Here is a 17,171-nt window from a genome sequence, read left to right on the forward strand (position 1 = left end):
GAGACATGGATAGACAATCACGCATTTGGGGAGACAGTGGTACAGAACCCGCTGCCGGCGAGGAGACGTACGCCGGCGGTGAGAAACCCATCGCCGAGCACGACAACTGGGCGATGTGGGCAATCACGAAGGATATCGATACGCTCGCGTCGATCGTTGGGACGCTCGAAGGCGTCTCGTCGGTAACGGAGCTCCGATACGAGACGCTCGCCGACCGACCGGCGGCTGGGACGCCCGGGCGCGTCTCGTTCGCATACGACGAGCAGATCGTCGCCGTCGACGACGGGAACCAGTGGATCGACCTGGGCGTCAAGTCCCACGATGATCTCGCCGACATCGCAAGCGACGATCATCACGCGCGGTACACCGACGCCGAGGCCCAGAGCGCTGTCGTAGGATCCGTCGATGCGGCATCTCTCACTGGCTCCTCTGGATCCAGTGGGCAGGTCCTCGAAACCGACGGGGATGCCCTCTCGTGGAGCGACATCAGCACGCGGACCGACGAAGAGATCGAGGACGTCGTCGCCTCGCTCGTACAGGCAGGCGATAAACTCTCGTGGACGTACGATGGCCAGAACGGAACGCTGACCGTCGACACGAGTGCGCTCAACGACGAAGAAGTCGAAGATAAGGTCTCCACACTCGTCAACGCCGGCACCGGTGTAAGCGTCACCTACGACGACCAGAACGGCGCGCTGACGGTCGAAGTGCCGGAAGGCGCGATTAGTAGCACCGAACTGAACTTTGACCCCGCGACCAGCGGCGGTGTCGATGCGGTCGATACGGCACTGTCCGACCACAAGGGAGACGAGACGAATCCCCACAACGTCAACGACGATCAGACCGGGGCTGCAGATGCACGAACCGACCTTCGGTTCGCGCTGTACCCCGAGGAAGTCGATGCGTCGACGCGAGACACCTACTACCAGAACTTCTCGAAGTTCGCGAACTCCGCAGCGATGACCAGCATCGCCGCCTCGTCGGTCGTGATGGACGAGGTCAGCGAGTCCAACACGGCGATGGACGCGGCCAGCGCATCCGATACCGCGATGGACGCGGTGTCGACGTCCCCCACGGCGATGGACGCGGTGTCGACGTCTATCATGGCCCGAACTGCAATACTTCACTCATCGCACGTTCGAGGCAGCGTCTGGACGGAGACAATTGGTGCTGAGAAGCTCTGGGAAGCAGGAGAACCGACACCACCGGCGTCATATCTCGGCGGAGAGGACATCGATGCCGAGATGATCCAGGACCGGAGCGAAAGTGCGTACCAACTCCGCGTCGAGCTCTACAATTCGACCAGTGGTGGTCTGTACACCTACGACCTCGCGATCGACTGGGACGAGGCGTCGACGCTCAGGATCTACACGGCTGCGGATAACATAAGTGCGAGCGGATATATGACGGTTCAAATCGGCGGAAGTGAAGTCTTTAGCACCAACTCTAACCACGGATGGACCGAAAGATCGATCGACGCCTCAGGCTACAGCGGTGAGCAGGATCTGCAAATGGGGTTCTGGCTCGATTCAGCGACTGGAATAACTCGAACAACCGAATTCGCGGAAATTCAGCTGGAGTGACTCATGATCAGTGCAATCTTCAAATCCGACAGCAGCGGTACCGACCGAATGGTTGGCTACGCTCGAGGCGAGTATTCAAGCAGCGACAGCCAGGAGAAGATCGTAGAAACGACCGAAGACGACCTGGCCGAGGTCTTCGACGCGACATCAGTCGACACTCTCGACGGCATCGACGAGTCGATCAGTGCCGCGGTCGATGGCCCCCTCACGTACCATGACTTTCTCGTGCTTGATGACGGGGAGATATCCTTCGACGCCGAGTATGTTCGCGAGAATCAAGAGTGATCTCATCGAGGTCGAGAGTGATCTCCCAGTATTTGGTTCCGGTGTTGCTGTTCCCCGGAGAATTGAATGTCAGTGAGCTATGCGTGCTCCCTGGTGTATCTCCGGTGTCCTCGTACAGCTCGGCGTTCGAGCCCAACCACTCGTGTGGTGGCGACGGGAACCCTGTAGACCACATCTTTTCCGTCGGCATCTGTGACTCCCAGATCTCGTCGACGACGTACGCACTCGCGAGAAGAGTGGTCCGCGCGAGGATGGGTGCCGACACCGTGTCCATCGCGACCTGCGTACTCACGACCTTATCGAGCGCGATATCTTCCGAGGCGATCACCGCATCCATCGCGACGTCGGATGCGCTGACCGTATCCACGATGACCTGGGAGACATCTCTTTTCGAGAGGTAGAGGCGCTGAAACAACAGTTCGAGAAATCCATGTACGAGTACAAAGCTCACTGCGTGAACGTCATCGACGGCGACACGATCGACGTGGTCGTCGATCTCGGGTTCCATATCCAGCGGGAGATCCGGCTCCGACTGCAGGGTGTGGACACCCACGAGACGTACGGCGTCAGTCACGATTCCGAGGAGTATCGCCGCGGGGAGCGCGAAACAGCGTACGTCCAGGACTGGCTCCCCAGCATCGATGGAGAGACGGCCGACGGCGCAGGGGGGGAGTGGCCGATCACCGTCCGCACCGAGAAGAAGGGGAAGTACGGTCGCTACCTCGCAGAGGTCGAGCGCCGACACGACGGCGCCGTGTTGAACGAGGGCCTCCGCGAGACGTTCGACGGCGTCGACACGACGGAGGGGGAGAGCTGAGGATGGCCGACGAAGAGGACACGGCGATCTCGCTCCCGTTGCTGGGGAACCTCACGTACCGAGAGATCCATGCCCTCGAGGATGGCTTCTACTGTGGCGTCATCGGCGCTGAAGTCAGCAAGTACGGGCAGGAGAAGCACTACTGGCGTGTCGCCTGGCTGGTTGGCGACTTCTACGACCAGGTGGTGCGAAGCGACGACTGACGATCGCGGCGATGAGGTCCATTAACCGGGGCGCCGCCAGCTTCCACACTCTTCCCAAGTAGACGCTTCCTCTAACCCGATGTGATCGACTGAGGATTATTAAGATCGTGCCTGAACTACTATGCCCTGCGTTCGCGGTTCTGGTACCGACAGTTCCGTGAAATCGTTCTTCTCTTCGCTCTCAACAACATCTAGAAACTCGCTAGAACGCTCTAATCGCCTTCCCGCCTTGCATTTTCAATAGAGCACACCGTAGATGTATCACCAGCTCTGGCACAATCTCTGTCAGCGGCTCAATTGAATCCGGCGAATTTCGGCGTTTCAGAGTTCAATTGCCTGCTCCACGTTGTAAACGCCGGCTATGAGCGTTATCTCCCGGAACTGGCGGAACCAGTCACGCGCTCGGACGGCGGAGCCGTGCGAGCGCTTGATTGAGGAGTTGACGGACTCGGTCTGTGATCGCTGACCATAGAGCTCGTCGTCTATTCGGGCGTTGTGTGCGTGATCGTAAGGAGCGAAAACACGGTGCTTGATCAGCGGACGAATCCCGGCGTTTCGAAGCTCCTCACGGAAGCTCATGTCATCATAGCCTTTGTCAGCGGCCAAGCTTCGAAGGTCGCCCGCGTTCCGCAGGGCGACCTTCGGGCCGATCTTGGTTTCGTCAGGCCACTTCGTGCTGCAGTGTAAGTCAAGAATTGCTCCCTCAGCTGTATCTACGAGAAACGTCGTCTGGATCGTTTTGACGGAACGATCAATCCGTCGCAAGTAGTGAGACGATGCTTGCTGACGGTCGAAGTAGGTGGCATCAATTGCGGCGTGACCATTCTGGTCCAGCAGCTCCGCCGACCGGCGGAGCAGCTGTCGCCAGACAGTCATCGATGCCCGTTTGAACGCCTTACACAGCGTCGAAGGCGCGGGAAACTCCCTGCGTTGAAGGTTCAATACCGCTCGAACACGTTCCATCTCTTCGGCCCAGTCGATGATTTCCTCGTACTCCGCGCTCATGTGTTCGCGCAGATAGAGCAAGACTGCGTGCTTCCAGCCGGCAAACCCGTTGCCGGCTGGATCCTCAGTTCCATCAGCGCAGCGTCAGTAAGCTTTTGAGCGAGTGAAGCCACTTGCTTCACGAAGCGGAAGAGGGTGTTGTGCATAACATTACTCTCCCGCTTCATACCCGTGATTCTAACGACCTATCCCGGCGCCGTCTGTGGATTCAATTGAGCCCTGTCAACCGAATCAAGTTAGGCTAGAACGGATGCTCTGAACACCGAGTCATCAGGTCGTCACCATCGGCTTCGCACCGGTTTTAAACACTGGAAACGCGACATCATAATACGCTCGTTTAACACTATGATAAAAAAGTCGGCTTTCCTCGGAGTTGTCGTTGTCGTCGCTGTGCTCCTTGCCGGAGCAATTACCGTGAGCGGGGTGTCTAATAATAAGACGTCTGTCGATCAAGCCCCTCCAATCGACGATTCAGCGGGTGCTACAGGAGCGACGACAACCCAAACCACAGTTCCACAACAACACACGGTCGTTGCAACGAATGCGTCAGCAATTAACCGAACACGGTTAGCACAGTACGGCACAGTAGAGACACAGGCGGATGCGCAGATTGATATACGGATGCCGCAGTCAAACGTGAGTGCAGTTGAGAGGCTCCCGTGGGTCAGAGAAGTCAGACCCGCAATGCAGCCTGTGCCCGCGGACGTTCCCGGATCAAGTGACGGTGAGTCTCTCGGCGTTAAGGAACTTCATCAGAACGGAGTCACCGGAGATGGTGTCAAAGTTGGCGTTATTGATAGTGGATTCGATCGTGATAATCCAGCGATTGGTAACAATGTTGTGACAACTCGGTCATTTCGATCCACAGCAGGCGACCCTGCACACGGCACAGCGGTTGCGGAAGTCGTCACTCAAACCGCGCCGGATAGTGACCTCTACTTGGTCAGCGCTGATACAACCACCGACCACCAGCGAGCGATTGAGTACCTTGCTAACCAAGATGTTGATATAATCGTCTACAGCATAAGTTGGCCCTCGGTCGAGGATGATGGAGATCACTACCTGTCTGATGAAATCGTGTCGGCACGACAGCAGGGAACATTATTCGTCACGAGCGCGGGAAACGAAGCTGAGCACCACTGGGAAGGAGATTTCCAAGACACAGATCAAGATGACATCCACGAGTGGACGGCGTCGGGAGATGAAGTAAATTCGCTCCCAAGTCCCGGCGTTACGTTTAGAGGGGGAGCGATTAACGCCGTTCTTCGATGGGAGGAGCGGGGAGATCCGAGTGAATATCGACTCGCATTACTTAATCCTAACACAGCAGAGTACGTCTCCATTGGGCGTAGCCGTGCTCTCAGTACTGAGACAAGCCGTTGGACAACGATAAGTGCGACAGTAGAGCCACAACCGCTGGCGCTCGTTGTTCAGCATACTGGTGGGCCCGCTGATGATGAGATTGAACTCGTGGTCTTCAAGGGACCAAGGCGAATAGAGCGGACAATCCCCAGTTCGAGTGTCATGGCTCCCGGAGATGTGGACGCAGCAGTCACCGTCGGAGCGTATGAACGGGGAAAATATGTCCAAAGTAGCGGGATAGCCTCATATAGTGGCCGTGGTCCGACAGATGACGGTCGACGTGGGGTCGACGTAGCTGGATACACTAATACTGATCTTAACAGCGGGTTCTACGATATCTTCGGAGGGACATCGGCAGCAGCACCGTACGTGGGCGGGGTTGCAGCACTCGTTGAGGAGCAACAGAAAGGAGATCCATCACCAGCAGAGGTGGAATCTACACTCAAATCAACGAGCGACGATATTGGACGCTCCGGTGCCGATACAGTGTCTGGCACAGGTGCAGTGGATGCCATTGATGCTGTCGGGTCTGCTACGACACCGACGCCGACAGTAACGCCCACACCAACACCGACAGCAACAGTTGCTCAGTCCGGCGACCGTGTCTTCCAGGGTCAGGAAAGTATTCAGTTCGGCTCGCAGGACTTCGACACCCTGACCGGGGTTAGTGGTGACGCTGAGGGGCAGGTCCTGAGTACGCCGATCCCGCAGGACCAGACGACTGGGACCTACAGCGCGGACGGTACCTTGAATACGTTCTCGGTCGTTGTCGGCCAGCCGCGAATCTCAGACTACGAAATTCTCAACGAGAGCGGCAAGGATATCGCGGGCAGCAGCGTCGCTGACGTCAACGCCGAGAATCTCGAAGTTGTTGTCGAGTACAACTTCGCGAAGTACGAAGGCATCGACCTGACCATTGAGAACCCTAACGGGCTTGAGAGCCAGGGCTACGTCGTCAACAGCCCCAATCCGGTGCAGGCAAGCGGTAGTGGCACCCAAACGGTGACCTTCGATGTCAACCTCTCCGATGAAGACGCTGGCACCTACGCCATCACAGCAGAGGGTACCGACGACTTCGACTTCGGCAAGGCGAGTGTCAGCGCTCTCGTAACCGTGCGCGAGACGCAGCAGGACCCAGTTGAACGGTTTGACGCGAACGACGATGGCGAGATCGATATCGGTGAACTTGGGACGGCGGCGACAGAGTTCGCCCGTGGTGAGATCGATGTCGGTGCGCTCGGCGCTGTCGCTGCCGCCTTTGCGAGCTGACTGCCTACACTGGGGCGGGTAGCACCGTCGGTGTCGATGGAGGGAGACGCCGTCTCCTCCCTCAATATTCTCAGCCGCAAGGGAGCGGAGAGGTCCAATACCTCTCATTCCTCATCATGTCCGATACCAGTTCCTCGGTCACATCGAACGCCACCGTCGAGACGTTCACCTAATTCAAGGCGGAGGCCCCACCCTCAAGGAGCGCCAGGCTTCCGGCCCCGGCGGAAGCACAAGCGAGTAGGGTGGGGAGGAAGCCGACCCGGTATCGACCAGCCGCCAAACTGTTGCCTGCTAACTCCCGATCATTAAGTAACTACAAGTAGATGTATGAAAGTATCGTGGAGTACCGTCGAACCGCCGTTATCAAGCTCGACACGCCCGAAGGAGCGGATGAACACCTCTGGGAGACTGTCGAGGAATTCAAATACTGTTCCAACACCGCAAGCGAGTGGTGCTGGCACGGTGACGACGGCTACCACGTCACATCGAAAGCCAAGGCCGAAGATGCACTGTACGACCAGCTACGCGAAGACACGGAGTTGACCGCAAATCTCGTCCAGAAAGGGATTCATCGGGCCGTCGAAGCCATCAAAAGCGGCGTCGAACGACTCAAGAACGACCAAGATACGTCCCGTCCGACGTTCTCGGCAGATACCGCTATCTACGACAAGCGAAGTGCCACGTTCCACCGTGACCACGTTTCGCTCTCGACACCGGACGGGCGTATTGAGTGCGATTATATTCTCCCTGAGAATCCCGAGACACCGCCGACGAAGTACGTTGCCAACGAGAACTACGAGTTCCGGCGGGCGACTCTGCATCGACGTGATGGTGACTGGTATCTCCATGCGTCGATGCTCAAAGAAGACGACGACACCGACACCACGACCGGGCACAGAACAGTCCTCGGTGTGAACCAACTTGCGGTCGCTTCGACTGGGCGATTCTGGTCGGCAGACGAGTTCAACCACTGAAAGCGAGAGTACGAAAAACGGCGTGGCGATCTCCAACAGTGCGGAACACGAGCGGCACACGACGTGATAGCAGGCATTGAGCGCAAGGAGGACGGACGCTTCGAGATATTCCTGCACCGGGTCGCCAACGAAATCGTAGCCGAAGCCGTCGAACACGACTGTTCGCACATCGTGTTCGAGGACCTGACCGAAATTCGTGAGAACGTGCCACAGGCGTCGTGGCACCATATCTGGGCGTTCCGTCGCCTCTACGAGTACGTCGCATACAAAGCCAAAGAGCAGGGCATCAAAGCCGTCCAAGTAGACCCACGGAACACCTCAAAGCGGTGTTCGACCTGTGGATTTACTCACGACGACAACCGCCACGGCGAGGACTTCGAGTGTCAAGATTGCGGCTACCAGAACCACGCCGACTACAACGCTTCCAAGAACATCGGCCTACAGTATCTCCGTCGTCGGCAAAACGCAGACGACGGAGGCGCACCCGTAGACGTGCGCCTGAATCGCGGGACGTTGAACGTGAGTGGAGAGTACAACCTTCCCGCCGGCGACGGCGATTGTCTCGGCCTCCTCAGGGAACGAGAGCGTCGTCCAACCCTCGGGCTTGCGGACCCGCAGTTCCATACTGGGACTCTGCCGTGCCGAAAGATGATTCCATCGCTGTTGTACCCATGCTTTGGCCAGACCTCATCACGTTCAGACGCACAGTTCTCCCGCCGCTGGAGCGCAACGAGCGCCGCCTGTTCGGTCGGGACATCATGTTCTCGAAAGCGCTGCAGACCCGGTGCTTCGCCGGCGTCGTCCAGGACGCAGATTCCGACGATGTCCGCAAGCAGTTGCTCGACATCGACACCGTGTTTCCGGTGAACACGGCGACGATGAAGTACCACAAGACATCCGAGAGACGGGCCTACGAGTGCGGCAGCTACGCGCTGCGGCCCGACGGCTTCCTCGGCGAGTACCAGTATCACTTCTGACTGTGGAACCACGTCAACGGCGTCGGGATCAGTGCGCACTACGAGCTCAACCCCTGGCGGCGACCGCGTGATCACTACGCCGGCGTCGGTTGGCAGCCCCAGCCCGGCATCGAGAAGGCTCGGGAGTTGCTCGATATCGATCCCACGGCGGGCGTCGACGGGATTGAGCGATAGGTGGACTTATAAACGTATAATTTCACCTTCCATTGTCGGCGCTTGTCACTGCCCCCGTCATCGCCAGTTTGGGCGCCGACGGCAGACACTGGAGCTGACACGCAAGAAGCACTAATCCCACCTCACCCTGTTCCACTGCGTGTCAGCGCTTTTCTAATCCACTCTGTCACGGTCTATGCGACAGCAACGCAGAGCTTACTATAGACCCACCAGTAGGCCGTGTCATCCATCAGCATTAGTACAGCCTACTGCCGTGGTATATGCACAATCTAGTGTAGTATGCAGGCAGTAGTATCGAGAATTAAAACTCCAGTAACTCAGTCAGACATCGGTGCCTTCCCAGCGTCCAAGCGTCGCGGAGCTATCACTACTGGTATCAATGTAAACGACCCTGACAGTCGCGGCAGAGAGATTGAGCCGTGAGTCTGGTCCACCAGCGTTGCTAAGGACCTTGTTGTCAGAGTCTCTTTTGAAGGTCGTATTGTTGATAGTCGCTGTTGTTCCTGCGTCTATTGTGCCAGTGAACACATCGGTACCAATACTTGCGCTGTCATCATCTTCAGTTGCAGCACCGGTAGAGGTGACATTGAGATTCTCGCCCGCAATGGTGTCCCCCGCATTGTGGGTGATTGCAAGCTCGTCTGACCCCCCGGCATTCTGCTCATAATTGAAATTGAAGCTTGCTTGTGGCGCAGTGTCATTGACGGTATCGCCCACTCCCAATACGAACGTTGCAATGACGGCCGCAAGGATCACGGTAACTGCGACCATGAGTACAACTCCGATAACTGGTGAGACTGCGTCGTTATCAGTGCACAGCAACTGTTTCAAGTCCATTACAATATATAACCTCTCGCGTGATAAAAAAGTCGCTGCTAACAATTGAGAGCTATCTCACAAAAGGGCTCAATTGAATCCACAGACGGCGCCGGGATAGGTCGTTAGAATCACGGGTATGAAGCGGGAGAGTAATGTTATGCACAACACCCTCTTCCGCTTCGTGAAGCAAGTGGCTTCGCTCGCTCAAAAGCTTACTGACGCTGCGCTGATGGAACTGAGTGATCCAGCCGGCAACGGGTTTGCCGGCTGGAAGCACGCAGTCTTGCTCTATCTGCGCGAACACATGAGCGCGGAGTACGAGGAAATCATCGACTGGGCCGAAGAGATGGAACGTGTTCGAGCGGTATTGAATCTTCAACGCGGGGAGTTTCCCGCGCCTTCGACGCTGTGTAAGGCGTTCAAACGGGCATCGATGACTGTCTGGCGACAGCTGCTCCGCCGGTCGGCGGAGCTGCTGGACCAGAATGGTCACGCCGCAATTGATGCCACCTACTTCGACCGTCAGCAAGCATCGTCTCACTACTTGCGACGGATTGATCGTTCCGTCAAAACGATCCAGACGACGTTTCTCGTAGATACAGCTGAGGGAGCAATTCTTGACTTACACTGCAGCACGAAGTGGCCTGACGAAACCAAGATCGGCCCGAAGGTCGCCCTGCGGAACGCGGGCGACCTTCGAAGCTTGGCCGCTGACAAAGGCTATGATGACATGAGCTTCCGTGAGGAGCTTCGAAACGCCGGGATTCGTCCGCTGATCAAGCACCGTGTTTTCGCTCCTTACGATCACGCACACAACGCCCGAATAGACGACGAGCTCTATGGTCAGCGATCACAGACCGAGTCCGTCAACTCCTCAATCAAGCGCTCGCACGGCTCCGCCGTCCGAGCGCGTGACTGGTTCCGCCAGTTCCGGGAGATAACGCTCATAGCCGGCGTTTACAACGTGGAGCAGGCAATTGAACGCTGAAACGCCGAAATTCGCCGGATTCAATTGAGCCCACAAAAGAGTATATCGGCCCATTAGTATTGGAAGTAGTCAATGTTTCAGCGGAGGTAACTATTCGCTGCGGCCCGACTGCTTCTTCCGCGGTCTCCGAGATACCTCAAGAGACAGGCCCGGAACTGAGAAGAAATCTTGATTTGGGACAGAGTGTTATAGAAAGGTTGCCATGGCTTTCGGATACCGGCCGTAAAGACTGCTATTGCTGCTCCTGAATAGCAGCAACAATACCTACTTTCCACACCGGTTTGAGAGACTACTGGAGTGTACAAATCATTCTGTGACTCCCTGTAAGGAACCTAAGCAGGGACACTCTGACAGTCGTGGCAGACGGCCTTTTCAACCGTTCCATCTGCTGACCTCTCGAGGCTTATGAGCGGGTGGACATAGTGCTCTCCACACTCCACACACCGAAACTGAGTCCAATTACTCATGCTTATATTAAGTAAACGGTAGACACATATCCCTTACGCTGCCCTCATAGCTTTACCGATTACTTGGTCATGTCTGAATAACACACCACCCTACGAGTGTTCTCTGGCATCACTTAGCGGAATTACTCCGGAAACGGCGGTGTGGTGCTCGCTGCTGGCCACCAATCATAGTCAGCGAGTCGGTATGTTGATTAGAAGCCAGCGGCTGTGCCACCGGTCCAGATGCCAAGCGTTGCGCTGGCAATCCCCAGCCCCAGCAGCGCGTAGTTCGCGAGTGGGTCGTTCGCTCTGACGATGTCGAGCGAGTACTGTGTGTCGTCAACGGGGCTCCACGGCCGGACACCAGTTGGTGTGAGTGTGTCGGCGGCGATATGCGACGTGATGGTCCCTGTCCCGACAGCAAATCCGGTCACAGCCCCTACCAGTGAGGGCGCGATTGTCACAACTGCACCGGCCGTAGCGAGCAGGAACCCAACGACCAGCGCAAACCAGACCGTGTGGGTCAGGCCACGGTGTGTCACACCCGGTATGCGTTGATCGAGATCTGGGACCATCGCGAAGCCGACCGCTGTAATCCCAGCGACGAAGGCGAGCCTGACAAACCCGATGCTGATGAGGACCGCGCTGACTGGCGTGACGAACAGTAGCGCCGCACCATAGTGGCCGTTCCGGTACATACAGATTCTACCGGAAGAGACGAGTCACAGAGTAATACAATTGTGGCCAGTGCGGAGCGCAGTGGCAAACTGGAGCGGTGTCCGTCAACCCTCCGGGGGTTCAGGGGGTATTGGCGGTCGACGGAAATAGTGAAGTGAAACCAAGCTAAAGATAGGCTGTGTCCTAGAAATCGGGCATGGTTTCAGACGGGTCCTTGTGATGTTGAAGCGTGGGTCTGGCTCGATGGCGACGACATCGACATCATGGTTTCAGACGGATCCGTGTGATGTTGAAGCCGGTCTGTGATGAGCACTTAAAAAAGCTTAACGAGAGTTTCAGACGGACCCTTGTGAGGTTGAAGCAACATCAAGCGCCAGGCGATCAATGAGGCGCTTCGGAGTTTCAGACGGATCCTCTGTTGGATTGAGACTTGCACCACCCTGCGAGTGTTCCCCGAGGTGGTCTGGTCTCAGACAGACGGTTGTGAAGTTGAAGCTGTCACGTCTACCGTTTACTCCGGAAACGGTGGTGTGCCTCTCGCTGCTGACCACCAATCACAGCCAGCGAGTCGGCACATTGGTTAGACGCTCGCGATGCTCCCAGCCCATACACCAAGCACTGCACTGGCGATCCCCAGTCCCAGCAGCGCGTAGTTCGCGAGCGGGTTCTCCGCCCTGACGACGCCGAACGAGTAGTGCGTGTCGTCAACGGGACACCACGGCCGGACACCAGCCGGCGTCAATGCGTCGGCGGCGATGTGCGATTCGATGGTTCCAGCCCCGACGACGAAGCCCGCCACAGCTGACACGACAGGGCCAACAATACCGATTGCCGCCGCGACCGCCGGATGATCACGCCGATCAGCAGTGCGAACCAGATCGTATGCGTCAGGCCACGGTGCGTGATACCCGGCACGCGCTGGTTGAGATCGGGAACTATCGCGAGAGCGACCGCCGTACCGCCGCCGACGAGGGCGAGCTTGGCGAAGACGGCGGCGATCAGGAGTGTGCCGATCGGAGCAACGAACAGCAGCGCCGCGCCATAGTGGCCGTTCCAGTAATTGTGGTTGTTATGGCTACGGTCCGATATTTGTCAACATTATTTTATTTGGTATACCGCCCCAATATCAGGATTGATAATATTGCCCGAGATGTTTTTGCAAATGTCACGCAACGATTACATATGTCCCATAGTGTTCAAGAGGGAATTCAAGTCCTCCATGTCGACGACGAACTGGACTTTCCAGCCCTGACTAACGAGTTTCTTGAACGCGAAGAAGAGCAATTCGAGGTCGTGGCAGCCACTGATGCAAGTGAAGCTCTGGATATAATACACAAAAGTAAGCCAGACTGTATCGTGTCAGATTTTGATATGCCCGGAATGGATGGGACTGAATTTTTGCAGATCGTTCGGGTGAAGTACCCGGAACTCCCATTCATTTTCTTTAGTTCACATGACAGTGAGACGGTTATGGGCGATGCTGTCGCAGTCGGCGCTACAGACTATGTTGAAAAAGAAGCGACTTCTGAACAGTACGAACTTTTAGCCGACCGGGTCCGCAGCGCTGTCCAAAACACACCGTGAGTAGCTGAGGGAAGTATGTGGGTATTATAGAACAGTTGGCATGCGTTTCTGATATCAGGTGAGAGAACTGCTGTTGCTGCTTCTGAATAGCGTAGGACAAGAATCTACGGTAGAGTTTCAGGGTCAGAAACTCACGGTCTTGTTTAATTATCCACTGGTCAGTTTATACAGGTAGCCGCCGGTCGGAGGCGGTCTCAAAAAGTATCCGATGTACCTATCCGCCACTGCACCATGGGTCCCCGACGGCGATGGTAGTCATCAACCGTGTGCCCATGTCCCTGACACGCCCTGTTTGCTCTCCACACCCCCTCCCCCGCCTTCGCATGACAGTTGTTGTAGATACTGCTCTGTTGAATAGCGGGGTTGGTTGAGGTAGTCGGAATTTGAGGAGGCCCGTTAGTGGCTGACGCTAGTGGTTTCAACACCGGGGTCGTCTCAGTGTGGCTCAGAGGCCGCTATTCAACAGAGCACTAGCTTCGAGTTGAGCGTGACTCCATATCGTACTTCACACTCCAGGGTATTCAGCGGGATTCTCATGGAGTCACGCTCTCCTATCGAAGTAGATCCTCACCAGTTGATTTGGAGAGCGTGTCATAGAATCCTCCTCATAGTGTGAGCTTCTCACGACCCGGGTCGTCTCCTCGCTCGAAATTTGTGATTGCGACAACGATGCGGAGACACAGCGCAATGAACACCTCTGTTCGTGCGTGGACGCGGCCTCGGGCGCGAACGTGCCCGAGGCCGCAGTCCTTCACCGCATCGTTGGTGCGTTCGACTCCTGTACGGCGGTTGTACGTCTCATCCAAGACTGATTGCTTGAGCTGAACCTCCTCACTGTGTTCCTTGATACGGTCTTCGACCCTGTATTCGATATCGAGCGGGTCATCAGTGTTTCGTGGGTTGTACGGGGCGACTGGTACAATCCCTACTTCCAGCAGGAAGTCGTGCCACTCAAGAATGTCGTAGGCACTGTCTCCAAGCATCCAGATCGGTGTCCCGACGGCGAGCGCGTCTTTTGTGACGCGCATCGCCGTCTCAGCGTCTGCCTGCTTGCGTTGGGTGAATTCTGCTGCAATCGGGATCTTTGAACCGGTCGAAACGATCGTACAGCCGAACCCGTAGTAGTGCTCTTCGGCCGTTGAATCGTAGTTCCACGACGCATCGTCGTTGTACTGGATCGCTTCAACGTGCGTCGAATCGATAGAGTACGTTGAGTTGAGCAGGCCGCGGGCGGCGGCCTGCTCGACGAGCCTCTGGAAAACATCATCGATGACGTGTTCTAGGTCGGTGAGAAACCGGTCGATTGTGTCTCTGGATGGCGGTTTGTCGAGCCCGCAATAGTACCAGACGAGGCCGTGCTGAAGTTCTCGTGCAACCGGGCGTGTACCGTAGACATCCTCGTAGTAGCAGTGCAGAAAGCCGCGAAAGAGGTCTGGTGGCTGATGCACCCGTGTTCGCCCCCTCGAAGCGGGGGCGAACACGTCGTACTCTAGCAGAAACTCGAACTCAAGATGCTCAAACAGCGGTACTGTCTCGGTAGCCGCGACATTCAAGAAGGCGTCTACCGAATCCAAATCTTGCAGGGTTGCGGTTGTGCTGGACACACTTTCCGCACCCTGCTGCTTCGTATGTGACCCTTTCTATGACACGCTCTTGGAGGCAAACACCCGTTCGGTAGGTGTGCATAGTTCGTCAGGGCAACAGTGAAAGAATATCTAAAAGAGTTTGCTTCACTTTCTTATTGGAGACTTTAACGCCGATAGTAAACATAGCGAATACGACAGTGCCAGCGGCCAAAGATGAGACGACTCTTGTGTCAGCTGGCCCGAAAACATACACGACGACAGCACCTACTGCAGCACTCACCAGGGTGAATACCAACCAGTTGGGCGACCCTCTCATCGGTACTCTCCTAATACATTCGTTTCTCAGATATAAACGTTTGACGACCCGCCTTCGTAGAGATACTCTTACACTATCTGACATATTATTCTTCTTACTGATAATTCATTATAGAACCAAACGCTGTAACCGATTCTATGACACGTTCTCGTGTTTGTAACTCACCAGAAGGGGTGAAACGGCTGTTCGATGCACGTACGAACAAGCCAGTGTTCAAGTAAATTCTTCAAGCGAGTCAAACTGCTTCCAGCAGTCACACTCGAGATCATCGATTGATGTGACTTCGTCAGGCAGATTTGAGGTTGGCATGCCGTCCCCAACCTGCTCGCACTCATCCGTATGAAGCGAAAAGTCATCGCTTGACATGATTGGCATAGATGTTGTTCTAGAACATGAGGATAAAAGTACTGGGGAGGCCTGCTTTGCCCTCTAACTGTGGTGTACTTAGCAATTCAATGAGAGTGTAGCAGCAGTATGTGAACTGTTCAATCCCTCTGCTAAAATAAATCGCTAACCAACACTCAGTCGATCACATCGACAGCCGCGTAACCCCGTTTGATTACGGTGAACTAAACCGAACTAGCTGTGGAGCATCTTCGAACCGCTGGTGAGCATGATTTTCGGGATGGACCGTCGCTGTCGGCGGCGGACTGCCGCCGACGCGACAGTGTCACCACTGACGACCGCCGTCCGGCCCGATGGACAGCTACCGGAAGAACCGGCCGTCAAGTGGTTGATTCGCTGGAACAGACCTGCGGACACCAAGTGCTGTCCAAGCTGCGCGAAGCGTCATTTCGCAAAACTCCGTGAACGACCACTGCAAGAGGCGGCGCCCCCCACGGCGGGGCGCCGCCACGTACCTCCAGTGGAGATATCGCCAGCTGTTCTGAAGCAGTAGGCTCACTACAAACATTACCAACCGTAGTCCAGCATCCTGAGAACTAGTGAAAGCGAGGCTCTGCTTGGCTAATCGGTAGCTTGATTCGATGCCGAAGCGCTTGCTGTAGTGATCTCGTGCATCTCGTGGCGTGTCGATAAAGGGCGCGTCAGCGGCGTAGCCGTGACGCGCCACCCCGTGTTCGTCGTACCGTCCCTGCTGGTACACGCAGTCGATGAACACAGGGAACTCCACCTCGCCAGCGAGATCGTGTTCGATCTCGCGGCTCCAGCCTTTGCTGAGTTTGTTTTGAATGGCTCTGTTGAATCACTAGACGGCGTCGGGATAGGTCGCTAAATCAAAGGAGTTGAAGCGGGATGATTCGGTTGCCTATGACACAAATCTCCCGCTTCACTGGTGAGATTGTGCCGATTGCTCAAGTTGTTACCGGTGATGGAGACGAATCCGCCGCCCCGGAAGGCGGCGGCGGATTCGCCGACTATGCCATCGTTTCCCTGCATTGTCTGCGGATCTATCTTGATACATCCTACCGGATGACGATTGACCTGCTCAAAGAGATGCCACAAATAATCGGGGAGATCGGCCTCAGCGCGGCCGATCTCCCCTCTCCATCTACGTTGTGTAAAGCGTTCGACCGAATCGAAATGAGCGTCTGCCGAGTGTTGCTGCGCCAGTCGGCGCAGCTGCACGACCCATCGAAACACGCTGCTATCGACGCTACATTCTACGAACGCTCAGCAGCGAGCCGTCACTACTGCCAGCGCATAAGCTACCGCGTCCAGAAGCTGAAAGTCACGAAACTCGTCGATACAGAGACCCAAGCAATCCTTGACGTACACTGCTCAACGACTCGGGAAGGAAGCGACGCAGACCTCGCTGAGCAGATCGTCCGCCGGAACGCGGGCGATCTGCGGTCTCTAGCGGCCGATAAAGGCTACGACAAGCAAGCGCTCCGTAAAGCACTGCGTGAACTCGGCATCAGACCGCTCATCAAGCACCGCATCTTCGCTCCCTACGACCACGCTCACAACGCCAGAATCGACAAACAACGCTACAATCAGCGCTCTATGACTGAGACCGTTAATTCGGCCGTGAAGCGCTCGCTCGGCTTCGCCGTGCGAGCGCGTTCCTGGTTTCGTGAGTTCCGAGAAATCGCCCTGATGTGTGTCGTCTATAACATCAAACGTGCCGTCAAACAGTGAATTCC

General features: G+C 56.1%; 14 protein-coding genes and 3 pseudogenes. 11 read left to right on the forward strand and 6 right to left on the reverse strand.

Annotation, left to right across the window (positions count from 1 at the left end; genetic code table 11):
* The first annotated feature begins 5 nt into the window (after positions 1-5).
* The 5 genes from BDK61_RS12920 (at position 6) to BDK61_RS12940 (ending at position 2,888) form a co-directional block, all read left to right on the forward strand.
* On the forward strand, positions 6-1,583 hold the full coding sequence (locus BDK61_RS12920; protein WP_121303432.1) for a hypothetical protein: 1,578 nt from the start codon (positions 6-8) through the stop codon (positions 1,581-1,583).
* A gap of 48 nt (positions 1,584-1,631) precedes the next feature.
* Positions 1,632-1,868 carry a hypothetical protein gene (locus tag BDK61_RS12925; protein ID WP_208644670.1) on the forward strand — a complete coding sequence of 79 codons (237 nt, stop codon included), beginning with the start codon at positions 1,632-1,634 and terminating at the stop codon, positions 1,866-1,868.
* 104 nt (positions 1,869-1,972) lie between these two features.
* Positions 1,973-2,269 (forward strand): hypothetical protein, encoded by a 297-nt coding sequence (locus tag BDK61_RS12930; RefSeq protein ID WP_148709139.1) that lies wholly within the window; start codon positions 1,973-1,975, stop codon positions 2,267-2,269.
* Between the two features lie 29 nt (positions 2,270-2,298).
* Positions 2,299-2,685, forward strand: coding sequence for a thermonuclease family protein (locus tag BDK61_RS12935; RefSeq protein ID WP_121303434.1), 387 nt, complete (start codon positions 2,299-2,301; stop codon positions 2,683-2,685).
* A gap of 2 nt (positions 2,686-2,687) precedes the next feature.
* On the forward strand, positions 2,688-2,888 hold the full coding sequence (locus BDK61_RS12940) for a hypothetical protein (RefSeq protein WP_121303435.1): 201 nt from the start codon (positions 2,688-2,690) through the stop codon (positions 2,886-2,888).
* A 321-nt stretch (positions 2,889-3,209) separates the two neighbouring features.
* On the opposite strand, the pseudogene BDK61_RS12945 reads toward BDK61_RS12940, so the two are convergent.
* Positions 3,210-4,060 (reverse strand): annotated as a pseudogene (locus BDK61_RS12945) (IS5-like element ISHma10 family transposase).
* Positions 4,061-4,529: 469 nt separating this feature from the next.
* Between BDK61_RS12945 and BDK61_RS12950 the strand changes: the two are divergent.
* The 3 genes and pseudogenes from BDK61_RS12950 (at position 4,530) to BDK61_RS23455 (ending at position 8,475) form a co-directional block, all read left to right on the forward strand.
* Positions 4,530-6,524, forward strand: a complete 1,995-nt coding sequence (locus BDK61_RS12950; RefSeq protein ID WP_167467382.1) for a S8 family serine peptidase — start codon at positions 4,530-4,532, stop codon at positions 6,522-6,524.
* Positions 6,525-6,862: 338 nt separating this feature from the next.
* A pseudogene (locus BDK61_RS12955) lies at positions 6,863-8,044 on the forward strand (RNA-guided endonuclease InsQ/TnpB family protein); the annotation flags it as partial.
* Between the two features lie 125 nt (positions 8,045-8,169).
* Complete coding sequence (locus tag BDK61_RS23455; RefSeq protein WP_167467345.1) at positions 8,170-8,475, forward strand: hypothetical protein; 306 nt, start codon at positions 8,170-8,172, stop codon at positions 8,473-8,475.
* Positions 8,476-8,970: 495 nt separating this feature from the next.
* Here BDK61_RS23455 and BDK61_RS12960 read toward each other — a convergent pair whose 3' ends face one another.
* Positions 8,971-9,486, reverse strand: a complete 516-nt coding sequence (locus BDK61_RS12960) for a type IV pilin (RefSeq protein ID WP_121303437.1) — start codon at positions 9,484-9,486, stop codon at positions 8,971-8,973.
* A 118-nt stretch (positions 9,487-9,604) separates the two neighbouring features.
* Between BDK61_RS12960 and BDK61_RS12965 the strand changes: the two genes are divergently transcribed.
* Positions 9,605-10,456, forward strand: a complete 852-nt coding sequence (locus tag BDK61_RS12965) for an IS5-like element ISHma10 family transposase (protein WP_121301968.1) — start codon at positions 9,605-9,607, stop codon at positions 10,454-10,456.
* A gap of 658 nt (positions 10,457-11,114) precedes the next feature.
* Here BDK61_RS12965 and BDK61_RS12970 read toward each other — a convergent pair.
* A complete protein-coding gene (locus BDK61_RS12970; protein ID WP_121303438.1) occupies positions 11,115-11,600 on the reverse strand; it encodes a metal-dependent hydrolase in 486 nt (161 codons plus the stop codon).
* A gap of 560 nt (positions 11,601-12,160) precedes the next feature.
* Positions 12,161-12,379, reverse strand: a complete 219-nt coding sequence (locus BDK61_RS23860; protein ID WP_244209786.1) for a hypothetical protein — start codon at positions 12,377-12,379, stop codon at positions 12,161-12,163.
* Positions 12,380-12,462: 83 nt separating this feature from the next.
* Here BDK61_RS23860 and BDK61_RS23865 point away from each other — a divergent pair, with 83 nt between their 5' ends.
* A complete protein-coding gene (locus tag BDK61_RS23865; RefSeq protein WP_244209787.1) occupies positions 12,463-13,164 on the forward strand; it encodes a response regulator in 702 nt (233 codons plus the stop codon).
* Positions 13,165-13,769: 605 nt separating this feature from the next.
* Here BDK61_RS23865 and BDK61_RS12985 read toward each other — a convergent pair.
* Together BDK61_RS12985 and BDK61_RS13000 are read right to left on the reverse strand one after the other, a co-directional pair.
* On the reverse strand, positions 13,770-14,768 hold the full coding sequence (locus BDK61_RS12985; protein ID WP_121302241.1) for a transposase: 999 nt from the start codon (positions 14,766-14,768) through the stop codon (positions 13,770-13,772).
* 1,004 nt (positions 14,769-15,772) lie between these two features.
* Positions 15,773-16,258 (reverse strand): annotated as a pseudogene (locus BDK61_RS13000) (ISH3 family transposase); the annotation flags it as partial.
* Positions 16,259-16,335: 77 nt separating this feature from the next.
* Here BDK61_RS13000 and BDK61_RS13005 point away from each other — a divergent pair.
* Complete coding sequence (locus BDK61_RS13005; RefSeq protein ID WP_121303441.1) at positions 16,336-17,166, forward strand: IS5 family transposase; 831 nt, start codon at positions 16,336-16,338, stop codon at positions 17,164-17,166.
* Positions 17,167-17,171: the final 5 nt, after the last annotated feature.

Source organism: Haloarcula quadrata (genome assembly GCF_003634715.1).
Lineage (GTDB): Archaea > Halobacteriota > Halobacteria > Halobacteriales > Haloarculaceae > Haloarcula > Haloarcula marismortui.